This is a genomic window from Streptomyces rugosispiralis, from assembly GCF_024505145.1.
Lineage (GTDB): Bacteria > Actinomycetota > Actinomycetes > Streptomycetales > Streptomycetaceae > Streptomyces > Streptomyces rugosispiralis.
Genome location: NZ_JANIAA010000002.1, coordinates 411,504 through 431,208, shown reverse-complemented (window position 1 = coordinate 431,208; position 19,705 = coordinate 411,504). Strand labels below are relative to the sequence as shown.

Here is a 19,705-nt window from a genome sequence, read left to right as displayed (position 1 = left end):
ATCAGTCCCGCAACTGACGGAACCCTTCCACGATGCCGCTCATACCCTTGTGCAGGATCGTGGTGTGGTTGAACAGCAGCATGGAAGCCCCGCGGGCACGCCACTGGACCGCGTCCTCCACGGTGTCGACCAGCACCGCGAGACGGCATGCGGGTGCCGACAGGACGCTCTCGACGATCTTGTCGATGGAGGCGGACACCTCGGGATGGTTCAGCTCGCCCGGCCTGCCGAGCGACATGGACAGGTCGCTCGGTCCGATCCAGACAGCGTTCAGACCGTCGGTTTCCACGATGGCACCGATGTTGTCGACGGCTTCGACGTCCTCGGCCTGTGCGACGACCACGGTCCTGGCAGCCGCGTCGGCCAGATGCCGCCGCATGGGGATCGTGCCCGAGCGGCCGGCCCGGGTACTGAGCGCCAGCCCGCGCGATCCATGGGGCGGATAGTGAGCGGCGGAGACGGCGGCACGCGCTTCGGCCCGCGTCGAGATGTGCGGCACGACCACTCCGGTCGCTCCGGCGTCCAGTGTGCGCAGAACCGCAAGCGGGTCGTTGCTTCCGACGCGGACCAGCGCGGCGATGCCGGCGGCGTCCGCCGCCCGTAGGTGGTGTTCCAGCTCCGCACTGTCGGCGGGGCCGTGTTCGGTATCGATGAGGACGAAGTCGAACCCCAGGTGACCGGCCAGTTCGACCACCGGTGCGCAGGGCATCTTCACGATCAGTCCGGACACGGCGGTGTCCGCGGCGATGCGCGAAGCGAGGGGGAGTTCGGTCACGGTCATGTCTGCTCGCCCTCCGAGTGGGTTCGTCGGCCGTCCCCCGCGACGGTTGCGGTGAAGAGTCCGAGCTTCTCGTCGACCACCCGGGTGGCGGCGGCGATGCCGAACCTGGTGAAGGCCGCCAGCCCGTCACCGGTGACCTCGCAGGTGTTGAGAGCGCGGATATAGGCGCCTCGTACCTCGGCGTTCACATTGACCTTGGCGATCCCCAGACCGATGGCGGCGGCCACCTGGTCCTCCGGGATGCCCGAGGCGCCGTGCAGAACGAGCGGGACGGGGCAGTGCCGTTGGATGTCCCGGAGCCGGACGAGGTCGAGTGTCACCGGCCGGGAGGTCATCCCGTGCACATTGCCGATGGCGACGGCCAGTGCGTCCACCCCGGTCTCCTGGACGAAGCGGCCGGCCGTTTCCGGGTCGGTGCCGCCTGCTGCTCGGGCCTGCGTCGAGGAGTCCTCATCGCCCGCCACCTCGCCGAGTTCGGCCTCCACCCAGGCCCCGTAGGGAGCGGCCAGTTTCACCGCGCGTGACGTCAGCTCGATATTGGCGGCCAGGTCGAGATGAGAGCCGTCAATCATGACGGAGGTGTAGCCCCTGTCCAGGCAGCGCCGGATCTCCTCCAGGTCCCGGCAGTGGTCCAGGTGTACGCCGATCTGCCCCGGAGCCTGCTCGGCCAGCGTGAGCACCACCTTCGCGAGCACCTCCTCGCCGGCATAGCCGAAGGATGAGCTGCCCGCCTGGAGCAGGACCGGCACCTGCCGAGCGGCCGCGGCATCGAGCACCGCCTGGGCCAGCTCGATGTTGTAGACGCTGAACGCACCGAGTGCCCAACCGTTCGCATGAGCCTGGGCGAGCACGTCGCTACCGAGCGACAGCACCTTGATCTCCTTCCAGAAGGGACAGCACGTCGGCGAGCGTGTTCGTGTCGCCGACATTGCCGGGGAAGACGACATAGGGCAGACCGGGACGTGCCGTGTCCGCACCCAGTCGGAGCACGGAGACCTGACCGGTGAACATCTGGCCCATCACCCGCGCCTGCCGCATTCCCAAACCTCGGACGGCCACCTCGTGCGAGGTGATGCCGCCCTTCGCGACGACATGGCGCAACGGCAGATCGGCGGGCAGCCGCGCGACGATCGAGCACACGGCGTCGGACACCCGCCGGGCGACCGCGAGGCTGCGCTCTCGGTCATCGGCCACGGTGCGCACGGTCCGCGAGGTCACGAGGACGGAATGGGCGTGGCGCAGGCTCTGTTCCAGTGCGGCGGCACAGTCCGCGACGACCTTCTCGGCTCGGTCCCCGGAGGCGAGGAGTGTGTCGACATCGAGCTCTACGGCGGCCAGGCCGTGACGTCGCACGGCGACCTCGAGCTGACTGCTGGTGAGCGCGGTGTGAGAGCCGACCACCGTCAGACCGAACCCACCTTCCTGGACGGCGGAACCCGGGTCCGGCATCCCGGTTTCGGCGAACGGCGTGCCCGGCGGCTGCCCGATCAGGGCGCGCACGAACGACGGTCCGGTGCGGTAGAGGATGCGTCTCCCCGCCCGCTCCGCCGTCTGGCAGGCCAGGGCGAGCGCCTCCAGATCGGATGCGGTGCGTGCGTTGCCGATGACGACGGCGCCGTCACCCGCCGACATGATCACCTGCGCGGCCTCGCGACCGCCGTCGCCGCGCAGCGCCTCCAGCGACACCGACTTCACCGCCGCCGCACCTTCCCCCAGGCGTGCCGCGACCCAACTGCGCAGGTCCCGCTCGCGGTATCCGAAGGTGGCGTCGCCGGCGAACTCCGTCTGCGCGGCCGGTACGAAGTCGCCGTCCCGCAGCACCCACTGGACGTCGTCCTCGGTCACCCTGCCCGCCTCCACGAACGCGGGGACGAAGACCACCGTGTCCACGGGCCGACCGGCCTCGGCACATACGGCGCGCAGCGCGCTGAGCTCGGCCGCGAAGTGGCCGCGCAGGGTGGAGTCGCTGCGGCTGACGAAGACGGGGCGCACACCGGCCCGCTGTGCGGCCTTGAACGCGGTCCGCGCGATCTCCCGGTTCACCGCCTGGGCGTCGGGCCCTGAAAGGCTGCGGCTGTTGGTCCACACGAACGTCGGTTCGCGTCGGTCGGCGGAGCGGCGGAGTTCCTCGACGCCGGGCTCGATCAGGACGGTGACTCCGTGCACGGCCTGGGCGCCGGTGGGGTCGTCGTCGAGGATCACGAACCAGGCGGCGGAGTGCTGGTTGTGGTCGCGGATCCGGGACAGCGGGTCGGACGCCGGACGAAGGTTCTCGTCCACCATGGTCACAGGCCCTTGGGCCGGTTCCAGCCGCGCCCGGTGTCGCCGGGGGCCTCCCAGCCCTGCTCGGTCACGATGAGGGTGTCCTCGAGCTTGACGAAGCCGGCCTCGGGGTTCTCCACCCAGGTCTCGATCGACAGGACGAGGCCGGGCTCCAAGGGGGCGTCGGCGTGATCGGCGGGGTAGGGAACGGGCCCGGTGCCGGTCAGGCGCGGCACCTCGTGGGTGATGAGCCCCATGCCATGGGCCACGAAGAACATCTGGTCCTTGTGCGCGCACGCGGCGAGGGCGTTCTCGGCCACGGCGAAGATGTCGCCGCCACGCTTACCGGGCCCCACGGCGGTGCGGGCCGCCTGCTGCACCGACTCGATCTCGGCGAGGAGGTCGGTCATCAGCGCCGTCGGCTCGCCTGCCACGGCCATGCGGGCCAGGTCGCCGATGTAGCCCTCGTACATGCCACCGGAGTCGAGGGAGAGAACTTCCCCTTCCCGCCAGATCCGGTCCGACGGGGCCCGGTTGAGCTCCTGACCGGTGGAGACGAGACAGTAGTCGAACACCATCCCGCGCTTGGTCTGCTCGAGCCGGAACCGCTCCACGATGTCCCGCTTGCTCATCCCGGGTCGCGACACCTCGAAGGTCGCGAGCATCGAGTCGATGATGCCGTTGGACGCCTTGCGCACCAGGGCCAGTTCCTCGGCCGACTTGATGGCGCGCATGGCCTCCAGCAGCTTCTGCGCCTCGACGAAGCGCACCCCGGGCAGTTCGGCGCGCAGGATGTCCCAGGCGTCGGCCGGCAGGAACGCCTTCTCGACGGCGACGGTCGCCCCGTCCAGACCGCGCCGGCGCAGACCCGCGGCGACAGCGCGGGCGGTGTCGGCGCTCGACCATGACACGTGCTGCACGTCGGGCACCCAGAAGGGGAACACATCACTGCCCCAGGCCTCATTGCCGCAGCCGACATAGAAGGACTCCTGCGGCTTGCCCTTGCGGTAGGTGAGCGCGGGCAGGTAGCGCGAGAGGCCGATGGCGTCCATGTTCGCGAAGAAGAAGTAGCGATACCCGCCCAGCATGTACTGGACGTTGAAGCGTGTGGTCGCGACGACCGCATCCACTCCGGCCTCGTCCATGAGCCGGTCGAAGCGGGTGTGGTCAAAGGGCACGTTCATATGGGGTTCTCCTGCTCAGTGCTTCGGATGTCCGGATTGGGCCCGCGTCGCGAGCTTAATTTTCATTGGTCGACCGGTCAACCATTTAGGGCGGCCGTTGCCGGAGAAGACGTCGCCGACAGGTGGTGGCGGGTGGCCGGATGCCGGGAGTCTGCCGCCCTCAGCCCCGGGCGTAGCTCCGGAAGCGCCGTTCCAGGGACTCAAGCGTGTGGCCTCGGGTCTCCGGCAGGAGCTTGACCAGGAATATCAAGGTGCCGAGGTTGATCACGGCGAAGACCAGGAAGGTCGTCCCCCCGCCCACGGCCTCGATGACCGGCGGAACCACCAGGGTCACCACGCCGCCCGCGATCCACTGGGCGAAGACCGCGATGCCGATGGCTCGGCCACGGAAACGCAGGGGGAAGATCTCCGAAGTCACCAGCCAGTAGCCGGTTCCGATCGCTCCTTGGAAGAAGAAGAGGAACGCCAGCATGGCCGCGATGATCAGGTAGTTGCGCCCGGTGGACTCCGGGAGGAGGAAGGCGCCGCCGAGCACGGCGAGGGCCACGGTGACTCCCGTCTGCCCCGTGATGATCACAGGACGCCGGTTGACCCGGCCGTAGACGTAGATTCCGCAGGACACCGCGACGACGGCCACAACGCCGTTAGCGATGGTGGTGGTGAGCGCTGCCTTGGTGCCGAACCCGATCGACTCCAGCAGGGTGGGTGCCAGGTACACCATCGCGTTGACGCCGGTGAGCTGCATCCCCACGTTGAGCACGATTCCGATCATGAGCAGCCGTCGTACCCACGGCAGGCGCATCTCACCGGCGTCCGGCTCCTCCGCACGTTCGACGATCTCGTTGAGCTCCGCCTGCGCCGCGTCGTGCTCCCGGATGCGGCGCAGTACGGACAGAGCCTCACCCAGCCGCCCCTTGGCGGCGAACCAGCGAGGTGATTCGGGCATGAACAGCATCCCGAACCACAACAGCACCGCCGGGATCGTGGCGAGGCCGAGCATGTAGCGCCAGGCGTGTTCGTTGTCGGAGAAGTTCGCGATCAGGGCGTTGCTGGTGTAGGCGATCAGCTGGCCGGTGACGATCATCAGCTCGTTCTGGGAGACGAGCCGGCCTCGCCGATGTGCGGGAGACAGTTCCGCGATGAACATCGGCACGGTGGCGGAGGCCCCACCGACGGCCAGCCCGAGGATGGCGCGGAAGACGACCATGCTGGTGGCGTCCGGCGACAGCGCCGTTCCGAGGGCGCCGCCGAAGAACACGACGGCGAAACTGAGGATGGCGCGCCTGCGGCCGAAGCGGTCGGCCAGCCGCCCGCCCAGAAGCGCCCCGAAAGCCGCACCGAAGACGAGAGAGGAGGCGACGACGCCTTCGGTGGTGGCCGTGAGCCCGAGACCACCCTCCTCGGCCGGGTCCCGCATGAAGGGCAACGCCCCGGAGATGACACCCGTGTCGTAGCCGAAAAGCAGGGCGCCGAGGGTGGCGATGGTCGTGATGACACGGACGGACCGCTCCGGTTTCGCGGTCCTGCCGGACAGCGCGCCTGGTGGCGGTGGCGGTATGGTCCGGGCATGTCTGGTGGGTTCGGTCTCCGGCATCATGGCGTCGTTGCCTCTCGTCGGTGTCCCGCTCGGGGCGCGGGGTGCTGTGCTGGCTCGGTGCTGGTGCGCCGCGCGCGTTCGTTCCGTGATGCGTTCATGCGCGGCGTGCTGGCGTTCCGGCCTCGGTGCCGACGGCCCTCCAGCGGCCGCGGGGCCGACGGCACCGAGGGAGAGGTCACCAGAGGGTCTGGCCGCCCTCGATCACGAGGTTGTGTCCGGTCATGTAGTCCGACGCGGCGCTGGCCAGGTAGACGATCCCGCCCTGCAGATCGGTGAGTTCACCCAGGCGTCCCGCGGGGATATCGGTCAGCCACCGCTCCACCAGCGGGGCCAGGGCCTCGGACTCCTCGATGAGCGCGGTGCGGATGATGCCTGGAGACATGCAGTTGACGCGGATGCCGCGGTCGGCCCATTCGGCGGCCAGGCTGCGGGTCAGGGTGACGACCGCCCCCTTGGACGCGTTGTAGGCGGCCTGCTTCTGCGGGTGGGGAACGATCAGCGACGCCATCGAGGCGGTATTGATGATCTTTCCGTAGCCGCGCGGAAACATGACCCGTGCCTCGTGCCGGCAAGCGAGGAAGGCGGCACGGGTATTGAGGGCGAAGGTCCGGTCCCAGTCGTCGGCCGTGATGTCCTCGGCCGCGGCGTTGGGGTTGATGCCCGCGTTGTTGATGGCGATGTCCAGTCCACCGAAGGCGGACACGGTGTCGGCGACGAAGCGCTCGATCGCGGCTTCGTCGGAAACGTCCGCCTGGAGCGAGATCGCTTCGATGTTCTTGTCGGCAAGTTCCTGAGCGACGGCCTCCGCACGGTCGCCGTCCAGGTCGATCACGGCGACACTGGCACCGGCTTCGCCGAGCGCGTGGGCGAAGGCCCTGCCGATTCCGGCTCCTCCCCCGGTGATCAGTGCCGATTTGCCGTCGAGACGGAAGCGGTCGAGGACCGTCTTCCCGCCCAGACCGGTGTAGACGTCATCCTGAGTGGTCATTGGAGCTGCTCCTTGTGGAAATGCGGGGCCACTGGCCGGGGGCGACTGCGCCGGCACAAGGCGGAACGGGCCGCATACTGAGGTCGGTGCACCGCGGAGGGTTACGCCCGCTGGTTGGAGAACGTGCGCTCGTAACCGTGGGAGTGCAGTTCCAGCAGGTTGCCGAAGGGGTCCTCGAAGTGGAGGAAGCGGTAGGGCTGGTCGCGGAACAGCGGCCAGATCCGGCTGGTACGGATGCGCCCGCCCAGCGAGCGGATGCGCTCTTCGGCGGCTTCGATGTCCGGAACGACGAAGCACAGGTGCGAGTAGCCGGCTCGCCAGTAGGAGGCGGGAACGCTGGTGTCCACCTCCGGCGTGATGAACTCGAACAGTTCCAGGCCCACACCGTTCGCACCGACCAGGTGTGCCTGGCGCACGCTGCGGAATTCGGGACCGAAGACATCGCAGGCCGCGGCGTCCTCGTCCGCGTTGATCTCGAACGGCCCGGAGATCACTTGCAGCCCCAGGGCCTTGCCGTACCAGTCGATCGCTTCTTCGATCCGCGGCACGCACAGGCCGATGTGACCAATGACGCTGCTGACTTCCGGCATCAGAACGGCACCTCTCCACCGCTGTTGGCCACCACCGTGGGCGCGGCGCCCCGGGGCTGCGTGGCGAGATAGAGCGCCAACGACGCGGTCTCGCGTGTAGTCGCGAACCTCCGCAACGGGATCAGGTCATGGATGTCCTTGTTGTATGCCTCAACCGTCTGGCCCTGGGCGGCCGCGATCGCCTCGGTCGCGGCCACGAAAAGCGGTGTCTCGGTGCGTCCGGGACACAGGGCACGCACAGTTGGCCCCTCGGCCTGGCCGGCGGCCATGGCCCGCACCCAGCCGGTGACCGCCCACTTGGAGGCGCAGTAGACCGCGTTCTCCCGCTCCGCGCGCAGGGAAGCCTGTGAGGAGACGGCGACATAGGTGCCGTGCGAGCGCGTCAGGGGTTCCCTCACCGCTTCGAAAAGGGCGGGAACGGTGGAGGCGTTGATCGTCAGGATGGCTCGCGAGCGTCGCTCGTCGACGTCTGCCAGGGCGACGGCGCCCGCGATTCCGTGTGAGGCCACCACCGCCTCCAACGGCTCGTCCGCGACCCGCCGGCCGAGCAGACGGAGGTGGTCCTTGCTGGTCAGGTCGCCGGTGATCGTCTCAACGCCCCGCAGGTCGGCAAGGGACCCGGGTTTGAGATCGTGAGCGATCACGCTGTGGCCGCGCTCGACGGCGAGCTCGACGATGGCGCGGCCGATGCCACCGCCCGCACCCGTGATGAGCATGCTCACGCTGTCTCCCTGAGATCGAAGGTGGAGCCGGTGACGTAGTCGGCGTCCGGGCTCGCGAGGTACCGCAGGACCTGAGCCGCGTCCGCGGCCTGCCTGGCGACCACGATGTTGAGGCGAACGGCCGGGCCCAGCTCCACCGCGAGAGAGAGGACAGCACCACGGACGGACTCCACGGCCGCGACCGCATCGGGGTTGGCCCTGCCGCCGGGAGGCTCCGTCACGAGAACGGCGATCAGCCTCTTCTCTTCCCGGGGCGCGCCTGTCGCCAACTCCCGCAGACGCTCAAAAAGCTCCACATTTGTCTCAGTCACCCATACATGGAAGGAATCTTCCACTTCACCGTAGCCGAGCGCCACCACACACAGCGGCTCCGGGGCATCCACGACGCCGTCCACGGGGCCGATCCTGATGACGTTGCCACTCAGTTGCGCATCAGAGCGCACAGGACTCATCACGCCCTCCTTCCGTCGAAATTCACCGGCTTCTGGAGCCGATCACCGGGGCGGCCCGTCTTGCGATCACCGAGGTTCGCAAGCTCCTGGCCAGGCCTTCTACCACGGAGGGCCCACCTCCAGTCGAAGACCGTTAACGCGTATGCAACGTACGGCCGCCTTGGTCGACCGGTCAACCATTGGCGTGAAATTGGTCGGCCTTTCCTTCGCGCGGCCGAGCCGGCGAGAGCGTCCGGATGCGCGGCGGACGACCCCGCGGGGGCTCCGCCGAAGGAAAAGCCCGTCACACTGCGTGAGAATCGCGCCGTTGCGGATGGGCGCCGGCGTATGCGGGCGAGGCCGCGGCGCCCGGCAAACCACGCGGTTTCCCCGGGGGCGGCATCGACCCATCCGGCTTCTGGTATTCACGGTACTGCCGCCCGGCGGCGGCCCACGCATGCTCTATGATTGGTATACCGGTCCACCATTGCTGAGGGGGATGACCCGTGGCCGTACCGCCACCTCTGGCCGTGAAGCGCGAGACGCCCGGTGTCGAGATCACCCGCAGGCTCCTCCAGTACCTGCTGTCCGGCGACCTGACGCCGGGGCAGCGCATCCCGTCCGAGCGGGCGCTGGCCGAGGCGCTGGACGTCGGCCGCTCCACCCTCCGCGAGGCGATCAAATCGCTGAGTCTGCTGGGCCTACTGGAGCAGCGGGTCGGTGACGGCACCTACCTGAGCCGGTCCAGCTCGGACCTGCTCCCGCAGGTCATCGAGTGGGGACTGCTCCTCGGCGAGCAGCGACTGGAAGACCTGCTCGAGGCGCGCTGGTACCTCGAGGTGCAGCTGGCCGGGTGGGCGGCGCAGAGGCGCTCACCGGAACAGCTGGAACGTCTGCGGGAGATCACGGAGCGGATGCGGGCGGCGGGGAACGACTTCGACGCGTACGTACAGGCCGACATCGAATTCCATCTGCTGCTTGCCGAGGCGAGTGGCAACAGCGTTCTCGGCAACATGCTCATCAACGTGCGTTCGCTATTGCAGGCGTGGGCGTCCCGGGTGATTCACAGGGCCGGGGAGACCGAGTCGTCGCTGGCCATGCATGAGCCGATTCTCGCCGCCGTGGAGAAGGGCGACGCCAAGGCCGCTCGGGCCGCGATGGAAGCGCACATGGAGCGGGCCGAGCGGCGGCTGAAGGCGAGCATGCCGCACAACGCCTGACCGTGGCCCAGCCGTAGGACCGGGCCCCCCGATGCCCGCCTCCATCCTGTCTGGACCAGCATGGTCACAGGCCCCGGGGCTCCTGCGGCATACGAGGGAATCCCCGGGCGGCAACGGCCGCGCGCAGGCGTGCGGCCATATCGGCGGACTCCTCCGGCGGCACGGACAGGACCCCGTTCTCAGCCATCAGAGCGTGGAACTGCTGCTGTTCATAGGGGACACCCGCCGGCAGCGCGGCGATGTGCCAGTGGAGATGCGCATTGCCCTGCCGGCTGCCGAGGGAGTACAGATACGTCCGCTCGGGTCCGCAGACGTCCTCGACGGCCAGGGCGACCTCGCGGACGACCCGCATGAGCCGGAGATAGGCCGCTTCGTCCAGGTCGCGGACAACGTGTTCGACATGCGCTTTCGGTGCGACCAGCACCTTTCCCCGCACGGTGGGCCACCGATCCAGGAATGCCACGTGGTCCTGATCCTCATAGACCGTCTCGTGGGCGTAGTCCGGATGCCCGGCCAGGAACGAGCAGACGAAGCACGGTCCGCTCCGCGTGCGAGCCGTGTATGCCTCAAGGCCCATATTCCGTCGGTCAGTTGACACCCGCACTCCTCCCATCGGGGTCCTTCAGTGTGCCGGAGCCACCCCGCCGCGAAGCCGAGCGCGGCCGCTCAACTGCCGGGTTGTCGCCGGGCAGCCCCGTACGGCGGGTCGTTGCCCACAGGAGCAGGGCGGCGAGGCTGAAAGACGCGCCGAGAGCTGTCACGGCCGGCCAGCCCGCCGCCGCGTAGGCGAGGGAGGAGCCGAGGGCGCCGAGGCTGCTGCCCGCCGAGTAGAAGACCATGTAGCCGCCGATGATCCTGCTGCCCGCGTCGGGCCGGACGGCGTGGATCAGGGTCTGGTTGGTGACGTGAACGGCCTGCACGGCGAAGTCCAGCAGGACGGCGCCGACCGCCAGCGCCCACAGCGATTGCCGGGTCAGGGCGATCGGGAGCCAGGAGAGCGCCAGCAGGGCGAGGCCGGCGCCGGGCGTGCGCTGGGCGAACCCCCGGTCGTTCCAGCGCCCGGCCACTCCGGCGGCGACAGCCCCGGCCGCCCCGGCGAGCCCGAACGCTCCGATCGCGGTGTGCGACAGGGACCATGGCGGACCGCTCAGGGGCTGCGCCACGCCACTCCACAGCGTGCTGAAGGCCGCGAACACCAGCAGGGCCAGCGCGCCCCGGATCCGCAGCAGCGGATGGCGGACGAACAGGGCGACGGTCGAGGCCACCAGCCGTCCGTACGACGCCTCGCGCACCCCGGCGGACGGCGCGCCCGGAGGCAGGACACGACGCAGCAGCAGGGCGAGGACGGCGGTGACGCCCGCAGACGCCAGGTAGACCGCCCGCCAGCCGGCGAGGTCGGCGAGGACACCGGCGGCGGCACGGGCCAGCAGGATCCCGGTGACGATACCGCCGGTGACCGTGCCCACCGCGCGGCCGCGCCGGGCGGGCGGGGCCAGAGCGGCGGCCGCCGCGACCATCGTCTGGGCGACGACGGCGAGCAGCCCGACCACGGCGAGCGCGCCGAGCAGCGCCGCCACGCCCGGCGCCAGCCCGGCGGCCAGCAGTGCCAGTGCCAGCAGCCCGAGCTGACCGGTGACCAGCCGCCGGCGGTCGAGCAGGTCGCCGAGCGGCACCAGCGCCAACAGGCCCACGGCATACCCGAGTTGGGTCACGGTGACGATCACACCGAGCAGCCCTGAGCCGAGCGCGAACCGCTCGCCGAGGGTCACCAGCAGGGGCTGGGCGAAGTAGACGGTGGCGACGGAGCTGCCGCAGGCGAGGGCGAGCAGGGGCACGAGCCTGGCGGGCGGCGATGCGCCCGACACCGTCACCGACGCCGTGTCAGACGCCTGGCGGCCGCCCGTCCCGCCGCTCCGGCCGCTCCGGCCGCTCCCGCCGCCCGTATCAGAGCACTCGATCGCCATACCGGCACACCTTCCGCTCGGTTGCATCTTGCTACCTGCGTGACAGTAGCCATGCGAGGTAGCATGTTGCAACCATTCCCGGACGGGGTCCGGGAAGCTGGAGGAGAGGAGCCACGGATGGTCGCCCGCACCCGTTTCGACGCCGACCCCTGTCCCGTCGCCCGGACGGTGAACGCCATCGGCGACTGGTGGTCGCTGCTGATCGTGCGGGACGCCTTCGACGGCAGCCGCCGCTTCGGCGATTTCCACCGCAGCCTCGGCATCGCCAAGAACATCCTGTCGGCGCGGCTGCGCGCACTGGAGGAGGCCGGAGTACTGCGCGGCGAGCCCGCGCCGGGCGGCGGGTCCCACCGCGAGTACCTCCTCACGGACAAGGGCCGCGCCCTGTTCCCGGTGATCGTGGCCCTGCGCCAGTGGGGCGAGGAGCAGTGCTTCACCCCCGGCGAGGACCACTCCCGCCTGCTGGACCGCCGGACCGGCCGCCCGTTGCGCCCGTTGCGGATTCAGGCGGCGGACGGCCGCCCGGTGCGGCCGGAGGAGACGGTCGTGGAGAAGGTGCCAGAGGGCGTGATCGAGGACATGGTCAGGCGGCTGGACGGTTGAGCTCGGCGCGGGCGGCCGCTCAGGCGGTCTCGGTCCGGGTGCGACGTGCCTCATGGAGGAGTTCGCCCCACCACAGCAGCTCGTCGAGCATCGCCTTCGCGGCGCCGTTCGGGCCCTCCGGGTCCCGTAGCTCGCCCTCCGGGCCGAAGAGCTCGTAGTAGCGGGGGAACGTCACGACATTGCGCACCGTGTGGGCCTGGAGTTCGGCGAAGACCTGGCGGAGCTGCTCGATGGCGAGCAGGCCGCCGCTGGCTCCGCTGTAGCCGACGAAACCGATCGGCTTGGCCGCCCACTCCGTGTAGTGCCAGTCGATCGCGGCCTTCAGGGAGGCGGGGAAGCTGCGGTTGTAGTCGGGCGTCACCACGACCACCGCGTCGGCCTGCTCGAGCCGCCGGGTGAGGTCCGCCATCCCGGCTGGGCGGGCCATACGGGGTTCGAGGGCGGGCGGCACCGCCGGGAGGGCCAGGGGCAGGGCGGTGTCGGCGAGATCGACGAGGTGCACCGTGAAGCGGCCGTACTCCTCGGCCCGTTCCGCGAACCACTTCGCGACCACCGGGCCGAAGCGGCCCTCCCGGACACTGCCGATGATCACCGCGAGGTTGAGGGGTGCACCGTTCTGGGGCTCCGTGGGCATGGTTTTTCAGCACCTTTCCCTGTGCTGGGGTCCGTTGGATCGCCTTCGAATCTGCCGGGGCCGCCGGGTGCCAGGAAGGCCGGGCCGAGACTGGTAGGGACACGGCCACGATCCGCACCGGTGCGGCTGTTACGTTCACCAGGTGAGCGACAACGAGCTGGGGCTGTTCCTCCGCGACCGCCGCGAGGCCGTGGCCCCCGCCGACGTGGGGCTGCCCACCGGGCCGCGCCGCCGGACGCCGGGGCTGCGCCGGGCCGAGCTGGCCACGCTCGCCGGGGTCAGCGTGGAGTATGTGACCCGGCTGGAGCAGGGGCGCGACCGCAGACCGTCCGCGCCCGTGCTCTCCGCGCTCGCCGACGCGCTGCGGCTGACCGCGAGCGAGCGGGTCCATCTGCACCGGCTCTCCAAGGGCGCCGAGGGCGGGTTCACCTGCCGGGGCGGGGCGGTGCCCGGCCGTACGGTGCGGCCCACCGTGCGGGCGCTGCTGGACCAGCTCGAGCCCGCCCCGGCCGTTCTGCGCAATGGCCTGGGCGAGCTCCTGGCCTGGACGGAGGCGTACGAACGGCTCACCCGGCCGCTGGGGCTCCTCGATGCCCACGGCGCGGACGGCGGCCCGCCCAGCCTCGTCCGCTACGTCTTCACCGACGCGCGGGCACGCACCGCCTACCCCGACTGGGACCGGGTCGCCGATGACCAGGTGGCCGCGCTCAAGCAGGGGCCGTTCCGCGCGGACCCCCATATCGCGGCGGTCGCCGACGAGCTGACCGTGACCGCCGGTCCGGACTTCGCCGAGCGGGTGACGACCCTGCCCGGTCTGCCGAGGGCGAACGGCGTCCTGCGTCTCGTCCATCCCGAGGAGGGGGAACTCCGCCTGGCGTACGAGACGCTGGAGCTGCCCGCCGACGACGATCAGCGCCTGGTGGTGCACATCCCCGCCGACGACGCCTCCGCCGCCGCGCTGGACCGGCTGACGGGCCGCCGGTCCGGGGCGCTGCGCGCGGTGTCCGGCTGAGACCGCCCGGGACGGCCGCCGGTCCGGCCACGGTGAGCGAAGACGTGGCGGTGTTCAGCGAATCACCCAGCCCGGCGTCCAGGTCCCGGCGGCGTCGTGGCCGTCCGCCGTGGTGGCGAGGTGGGCGCGGAGGGTGGCCAGCGCCGGGTGGGGGTTGTCGCGGTGCCAGAGGAGCGAGTGCGGGTAGACGGGCGTCGGGTCGGTCACCGGGATGCGGCGCAGACCGTGGCCGGCGGGCCACACGAGGCGGGTCTGCTCGCTCATGAAGGTGGCCAGGGCCGGGGTGTCGGCGACGGTGTCCAGGAGCGCGTCGGAGCCGAAGTTGGGGCCGGTCGCCTCGATGGTGAGGCCGAACTCGGCGACGAGGTCGTCGTAGTAGGCGGCCCATTCGGTACCGGGGACGATGCCGGGCATCCAGATCCGGTGCCCGGCGAGCTGGGCGAGGGGCACCGACCGGGCGCCCGCCAAGACGTGGGCGGGGCCGGTGAGGAGCTGGAGCGGTTCGTCGAGCACCCGGACGGACTCGATGTCCTCGGGAAGGGGCCGACCGGGCATGGCGACGGCTCGGAAGGAGGCGTCGATCTCACCGGACCGGACGGCGGCGACGGCCGTCTCGACGTCGAACAGCCACACCACGTCGAGCTCGATCTCCGGGTGCGCGCGATGGAAGCCGCGCATCAGGCCCGACGGCGCGGAGCGCGAGGCGAGCACGTCGACGCGCAGCGGACGGCGGCCGGTGCGCACGGACGAGACCGCGCGCTCGGCGACCCGCAGCAGCTCGCGCGCGTGGGGCAGGAACGCCTGCCCGTCGATGGTGAGCTCGGCGCCGCGCGGAGTGCGGTTGAAGAGCCGCACGCCGAGGTCGCGCTCCAGCGCGGCGATGCGCTTGGAAACGGCCTGCTGGGTGACCGCCAGCTCGGCGGCGGCCTCCTGGAACTGCCCCGCCTCGGCGGCGGCGACGAAGGTCCGGACGGTGTCGAGGTCCATGCCGACACCCTATGGACACAACCGTTGGTTGTGGCAAGGCGGCCCTGCGGTTGTTTGATCCCTGGATGCGGTGCTCGCTTTGATGCTTCCGATCGCGGATCGGTTGTGCGAATGAGTGGCGAGGGGCGACGGGGTATGCGGAGCGGGCACTGGCCGGGACATCTGCTCGGACATCGGCTGGGGCGGCGGTTCGGGTGGCTCTGGACGGCGTACGGGACCAGCGCGCTCGGCACCTGGCTCGCCTTCGGCGCGTTCCCGCTGATCGCCATCCGGGTGCTGCACGCGGGACCCGCCGAGGTCGCCGCGCTCTCCTCCGTCGGGGCCGCGGTGGGCGCGGCCGCGGCGGTGCCGCTCGGCCCGTGGGTGGAGTTCCGCCGCAAGCGGCCGGTGCTGATCGCGACGGACCTGGTGCGGTGCGCGGCACTGCTGACGATCCCCGCCGCGTTCGCGCTCGGCGCGCTCACCTTCCTCCAGCTTCTGCTGGTCTCGGTCGTCGTCGCGGCGGCCGACATCACCTTCCGCGCCGCCTCCGGCGCGTACCTGAAGACGCTGCTGCCGGCCGAGGACCTGCTCGTCGCCAACGCCCGGTTCGAGTCCACGGCCTGGACGACCACGATCATCGGACCGCCGCTGGGCGGCGCCGCGATCGGACTCCTCGGTCCGGTGGCGACGGTGGTGGCCGACGCGGTCAGCTATCTGCTCTCGGCCCTGGGCATCCGCGCGATCGGCGGGCACGAGCCGCGCCCGGAGCGCCGGGAGGCCCCGCGCATGCGGACCAGGGACCTGCTCGACGGTTGGCGCTACATCCTCGCCGACGCGACGCTGCGTCCGCTGTTCTTCAACACCGCCCTGTTCAACGGCCTGGTGATGGCCGCCCAGCCGCTGCTGGCCGTCCTGATGCTCGGCCACCTCGGGTTCGCGCCGTGGCAGTACGGCCTCGCCTTCGCCGCGCCCTCGATCGGCGGGCTGCTCGGTTCGTGGCTGGCCCGACCGCTCGTCACCCGGTTCGGCCGGCACCCGGTCCTGGCCGCGGTCGGGGCGCTGCGCGCGATCTGGCCCGTCGGCCTGGCCTTCGTGGGACCGGGGACCGGCGGACTGCTGCTGGTGATGGGCGTCGAACTCGGGCTCATCTTCTGCTGCGGGGTCTTCAACCCCGTCTACGCCACCTACCGCCTCGAGCGCACCGCGCCCGATCGGGTCACCCGCACACTGTCCGCCTGGGCGGTGACGACCAAGGCCTCGACCGCGCTCCTGACGGCCGTCTGGGGCGTGCTGGGCGGTCTGCTCGGCCCACGTACGGCCATCGCCCTGGCCGGCGTGCTCCTGCTGGCGACCGCACTGCTGCTCCCCCGCCGCGCGACGGCGCATCTCCCGGAGGGAGCTCACACCGCCTGTCCCCCGGAGTTCCGCTGAGGGACAGGCACGGTCCGGCGACCGACTTCCCGGCCTGACCAGGTGCCGCACACCGCGCAGCGGGTCAGAAGCCCACGTCGGCGGGGCGGTATGTCGGCGCTTCGCGGACCCGGCCGGCCTGCTCGTAGGCGTAGGCAAGGCGGAGCAGGGTCGGTTCGCTCCACGCCGTGCCCATGAACGTCAGGCCGACCGGCAAGCCGGAAGCGAAACCTGCCGGGACGCTGATCGCGGGGTATCCGGCGAGTGCGGCGGGCGTGGACGCGCCGCCGCCGTAGCTGTCGCCGCGGATCAGGTCGATCTTGGCCGGCGGTCCGGTGGTCGGCATCACCAGCGCGTCGAGGCGGAAGCGCCGTAGCACCGCGTCGATGCCCTCGGCACGCGACAGCCGGTGGTTGGTGGCCAGCGCCTCGCGGTACTCGCTCTCGGTGAAGTCCAGTTGGTGGACGGCCTCCAGACCGTCCTGCCGCACATAGCGGAGTTCGCGGTCGGCGTGTGCGCGATTGAACGCGATCAGCTCCGCCAGGCCGCGCGGGTGGTCGCCGGGGGCGCCGGCCAGATAGGCGTTCAGCGCCCGCTTGATCTCGTACACCTGAACGATCTTCGAGCTGGGGAGGTCCTCGAGCCGCTCGGCCGTCGGGATGTCGGCCGGGTCGACCACGGTCGCGCCGGCGGCGCGCAGCGTGGCGATCGCCCGCTCCGCGATCTCGTCGGCGTGGTCGCTGTAGCCGAAGTACCCGGTTCGCGGTATGCCGATCCGCGCACCACGCAGTCCGTCGGCGGCCAGGAAACGGGTGTAGTCACGGTGGAAGTGGCCACGGCTCGCCGCGGTCGCCGGATCGCGGTCGTCGATGCCGACGAGGACGCCCAGCAGGATCGCGGCGTCGCGGACCGTGCGCGCGATCGGGCCGACGCTGTCCTGGCTGGGCACGCCGGGGATCACTCCGCCGCGCCCGACCAGTCCAACGGTCGGCTTCACCCCGACGACGCAGTTCGCCGAGGCGGGGTCGATGATCGAACCGTTGGTCTCGGTACCGATCCCGGCGACACACAGGTTGGCCGCGGCGGCGGCCGCCGTACCTGAGCTGGACTCGTTCGGGGACCGGTCCAGCTTGTAGGGGTTCCGGGTCTGCCCGCCGCGGGCGCTCCAGCCGGCGTGGTGGGTGAGCGACATCCCACCGGCCCATTCGCTCAGGTTGGTCTTGCCGAGGATGACGGCACCGGCCGCGCGTAACCTGGCCGCGACCGTGGCGTCCCTGGCCGGCCGGAGGCCCTCCAGGGCGAGTGATCCGGCCGTTGTGTGCATGCGGTCCGCGGTTTCCACCAGGTCCTTCAGCAGAACGGGCATGCCGTGGAGGGGCCCACGGGGATGTTGCCCGGCGTCCAGACGCCGGGCCTCCCGCAGCGCGTCGGGGTTGACCTCGATCACCGCGTGCAGGAGCGGATCGATGCGTTCGATCCGCTCCAGGTAGTAGCGGGTCAGCCGTTCCGCGTCGAGCCGCCCCTCGTCCATCCGCCCGCGAAGCTCGGTGATGCCCAGTTCGTCCAGGCCTCCGGTGGCCGGGCGGGCCTGGGCGGGGGCCGCACCGAGCCAGGGCGTGGCCGCCGCGGCGGTGCCGAGCGCGAGCATGCTCCGGCGCGTGGTGTCGATCCGGTCGATTCGATACGGCGTGTTCATAGGTCGGCACGCTAGAGGGTGCCACCGGTGTACCGCGCTCCGGCTGTCCCCCGGCTCTTCACTGGTGACATCCCCCTGCCGCACCGGGGGAACGCCGGAGAGCGGACCGACGCACTGCCCGCGATCAGGGATGCTCAGCGGAGTCAGGCCCGGGTGGTGCCGGTCGGACGGTGCAGGTAGGCGCCGACGGGCGGGCCGACGACCTCGCCCGCCCGCAGGATGTGGTTGCCTCTCAGGAAGGTGTCGGTGACCTGGGCGGTCAGCTCGAAGCCCTCGAACGGGGTGTACTGCTGCGTCGACTCCGACTCCGCGGCGCGCACGGTCCAGGTGCGGTCCGGGTCGACCAGGGCGATGTCGGCGTCGAAGCCGGGGGCGAGGCTGCCCTTGGTGCGCAGCCCGAAGCGCCGGGCCGGGTTCCAGGAGGTCAGCGCGGCGATCCGGCCCAGCGGCAGGCCGCGTTTCGTTCCCTCGGTGAGCAGGCCGGGGAGGAGGTACTCGGCGCCGCCGAAGCCGGCCTTGGCGAGGAAGACGTCGTCCTCGGGCTCGCCGAACTTCACCTCCTCGCGGCAGCACGCGTGATCGCTGACGACCCAGTCGACGGTGCCGTCGAGCAGGTGCTCCCAGAGCGCCTCGACGTCGTCGCGTGGCCGCAGCGGCGGGTTGACCTTGCCGCCGAGGCCGTGTGCGGTGGTGATGTCGGCGAGCAGATGCCCGACGGTCACCTCACGGCGGAAGTCGATGTGCGGGAACGCCCGGCTCATCCGCACGGCCGCGTCGACCGCCTTGCGGGAGGACAGGTGCAGCAGGTTGATCGTGGGCAGCCCGGTCTCGTGCGCCAGATAGGAGGCGACGGCGACCGCGAGGCCTTCGGAGTGCTGCGGCCGGGAGGCGCTGTAGGCGGCGAGCCCGGTCAGCTCACCCGCCTCCTCGACCAGCCTGGTGTACGCGGTCATGATCTCGGCGGTCTCGCAGTGCAGGGAGAGGGAGATCTCGTCGGCGAGGCCGGGGAAGCGCTCGCGGGCGGCCTGCACCCCGCGCATGACGAACTCGAAGTGCGCGTAGTCGTACCGCTCGTCCTCGTCGAGCATCAGGAACGCGTTCTGGTCGGCCGACCTGCCGTGGAGACCGTGGCTGCCGTAGAACATGAAGACCTTGAACGAGGTGACGCCGAACCGCTCGATCAGGTCGGGAATCTCGTCGATGTGAGCGCGCGAGATCGGCGCGAGGTGGAAGCCGTAGTCGACGTGGGCGCGCCCGGACGCGGCGGCCAGCACCTCGGGGAAGAAGTCGGCGTACGCACCGGCCTTGTTGAGGTAGTAGCGGCCGGTCCGGGTGTAGGTCAGGGCGCTGGTGACGCCGCCCTGTGCGCACGCGCGGCTCTCGGTGGCCGCGTCCTCGGGCAGCGGGTGGTAGATCCCCCAGTGCTGGTGGGCGTCGACGACGCCGGGGAACGCCAGCCTGCCGCCGGCGTCGACCACCCGACGGGCGCCTTCCGTGGCGATGCCAGGGGCCACGGCGGCGATCCGGCCTCCGCCGACGGCGATGTCCGCGGGGCGCGCGTCATCGTGGTCGTGGCTGACGACACGGGCGTTCTTCACCACCAGGTCGTATGCGCTCATACGGGCCCCCTGTCTCTGTCGTC

19 protein-coding genes are annotated in these 19,705 nt (G+C 70.8%); 4 read left to right on the top strand and 15 right to left on the bottom strand.

Annotated elements, in window-relative coordinates; translation table 11 throughout:
- Position 1 precedes the first annotated feature (1 nt).
- From NP777_RS06010 to NP777_RS05970, 9 genes are all read right to left on the bottom strand, one after another.
- Positions 2-781, bottom strand: coding sequence for an HpcH/HpaI aldolase family protein (locus tag NP777_RS06010; RefSeq protein WP_256648987.1), 780 nt, complete (start codon positions 779-781; stop codon positions 2-4).
- The gene (locus NP777_RS06005; protein WP_256648986.1) at positions 778-1,653 is read right to left on the bottom strand and encodes a class II fructose-bisphosphate aldolase; all 876 of its coding nucleotides are present in this window, start codon (positions 1,651-1,653) and stop codon (positions 778-780) included. The genes NP777_RS06010 and NP777_RS06005 overlap by 4 nt, the downstream gene beginning before the upstream one ends.
- Positions 1,637-3,064, bottom strand: coding sequence for a four-carbon acid sugar kinase family protein (locus NP777_RS06000; RefSeq protein WP_256648985.1), 1,428 nt, complete (start codon positions 3,062-3,064; stop codon positions 1,637-1,639). Before NP777_RS06000 ends, NP777_RS06005 begins: the two co-directional genes overlap by 17 nt.
- A gap of 2 nt (positions 3,065-3,066) precedes the next feature.
- A complete protein-coding gene (locus NP777_RS05995) occupies positions 3,067-4,227 on the bottom strand; it encodes a M24 family metallopeptidase (RefSeq protein WP_256648984.1) in 1,161 nt (386 codons plus the stop codon).
- A gap of 160 nt (positions 4,228-4,387) precedes the next feature.
- Entirely contained in the window at positions 4,388-5,824 is a 1,437-nt protein-coding gene (locus tag NP777_RS05990) for a sugar porter family MFS transporter (protein ID WP_256648983.1), read from the bottom strand.
- 175 nt (positions 5,825-5,999) lie between these two features.
- The gene (locus tag NP777_RS05985; RefSeq protein WP_256648982.1) at positions 6,000-6,812 is read right to left on the bottom strand and encodes an SDR family NAD(P)-dependent oxidoreductase; all 813 of its coding nucleotides are present in this window, start codon (positions 6,810-6,812) and stop codon (positions 6,000-6,002) included.
- Positions 6,813-6,913: 101 nt separating this feature from the next.
- Positions 6,914-7,402 (bottom strand): VOC family protein, encoded by a 489-nt coding sequence (locus NP777_RS05980; protein ID WP_256648981.1) that lies wholly within the window; start codon positions 7,400-7,402, stop codon positions 6,914-6,916.
- Entirely contained in the window at positions 7,402-8,118 is a 717-nt protein-coding gene (locus NP777_RS05975; RefSeq protein ID WP_256649097.1) for an SDR family oxidoreductase, read from the bottom strand. The genes NP777_RS05980 and NP777_RS05975 overlap by 1 nt, the downstream gene beginning before the upstream one ends.
- Before the next feature lie 2 nt (positions 8,119-8,120).
- Positions 8,121-8,576: a hypothetical protein gene (locus tag NP777_RS05970; protein WP_256648980.1), complete on the bottom strand. Its 456-nt coding sequence runs from the start codon at positions 8,574-8,576 to the stop codon at positions 8,121-8,123.
- A 485-nt stretch (positions 8,577-9,061) separates the two neighbouring features.
- On the opposite strand from NP777_RS05970, the gene NP777_RS05965 reads away from it, so the two are divergent.
- Positions 9,062-9,775: a FadR/GntR family transcriptional regulator gene (locus tag NP777_RS05965; RefSeq protein ID WP_256648979.1), complete on the top strand. Its 714-nt coding sequence runs from the start codon at positions 9,062-9,064 to the stop codon at positions 9,773-9,775.
- Between the two features lie 64 nt (positions 9,776-9,839).
- On the opposite strand, the gene NP777_RS05960 is transcribed toward NP777_RS05965, so the two are convergent.
- Entirely contained in the window at positions 9,840-10,352 is a 513-nt protein-coding gene (locus NP777_RS05960; RefSeq protein ID WP_256648978.1) for an HIT family protein, read from the bottom strand.
- A gap of 10 nt (positions 10,353-10,362) precedes the next feature.
- Positions 10,363-11,739, bottom strand: a complete 1,377-nt coding sequence (locus NP777_RS05955) for an MFS transporter (RefSeq protein ID WP_256648977.1) — start codon at positions 11,737-11,739, stop codon at positions 10,363-10,365.
- Between the two features lie 117 nt (positions 11,740-11,856).
- Between NP777_RS05955 and NP777_RS05950 the strand changes: the two genes are divergently transcribed.
- Positions 11,857-12,342, top strand: coding sequence for a winged helix-turn-helix transcriptional regulator (locus NP777_RS05950; RefSeq protein ID WP_256648976.1), 486 nt, complete (start codon positions 11,857-11,859; stop codon positions 12,340-12,342).
- Positions 12,343-12,361: 19 nt separating this feature from the next.
- Here NP777_RS05950 and NP777_RS05945 read toward each other — a convergent pair whose 3' ends face one another.
- Positions 12,362-12,976, bottom strand: coding sequence for an NADPH-dependent FMN reductase (locus NP777_RS05945; protein ID WP_256648975.1), 615 nt, complete (start codon positions 12,974-12,976; stop codon positions 12,362-12,364).
- A gap of 142 nt (positions 12,977-13,118) precedes the next feature.
- Here NP777_RS05945 and NP777_RS05940 point away from each other — a divergent pair, with 142 nt between their 5' ends.
- Complete coding sequence (locus tag NP777_RS05940) at positions 13,119-13,988, top strand: helix-turn-helix domain-containing protein (protein WP_256648974.1); 870 nt, start codon at positions 13,119-13,121, stop codon at positions 13,986-13,988.
- A gap of 54 nt (positions 13,989-14,042) precedes the next feature.
- Here the strand turns inward: NP777_RS05940 and NP777_RS05935 are convergent, their stop codons facing one another.
- Positions 14,043-14,975 carry a LysR family transcriptional regulator gene (locus NP777_RS05935; protein ID WP_256648973.1) on the bottom strand — a complete coding sequence of 311 codons (933 nt, stop codon included), beginning with the start codon at positions 14,973-14,975 and terminating at the stop codon, positions 14,043-14,045.
- Between the two features lie 135 nt (positions 14,976-15,110).
- On the opposite strand from NP777_RS05935, the gene NP777_RS05930 reads away from it, so the two are divergent.
- The gene (locus NP777_RS05930) at positions 15,111-16,388 is read left to right on the top strand and encodes an MFS transporter (protein ID WP_256648972.1); all 1,278 of its coding nucleotides are present in this window, start codon (positions 15,111-15,113) and stop codon (positions 16,386-16,388) included.
- A gap of 64 nt (positions 16,389-16,452) precedes the next feature.
- Here NP777_RS05930 and NP777_RS05925 read toward each other — a convergent pair whose 3' ends face one another.
- Both NP777_RS05925 and NP777_RS05920 read right to left on the bottom strand, forming a co-directional pair.
- Positions 16,453-18,063 (bottom strand): amidase, encoded by a 1,611-nt coding sequence (locus NP777_RS05925; protein ID WP_256648971.1) that lies wholly within the window; start codon positions 18,061-18,063, stop codon positions 16,453-16,455.
- Positions 18,064-18,206: 143 nt separating this feature from the next.
- The gene (locus NP777_RS05920) at positions 18,207-19,682 is read right to left on the bottom strand and encodes a dihydroorotase (RefSeq protein WP_256648970.1); all 1,476 of its coding nucleotides are present in this window, start codon (positions 19,680-19,682) and stop codon (positions 18,207-18,209) included.
- Positions 19,683-19,705 lie beyond the last annotated feature (23 nt).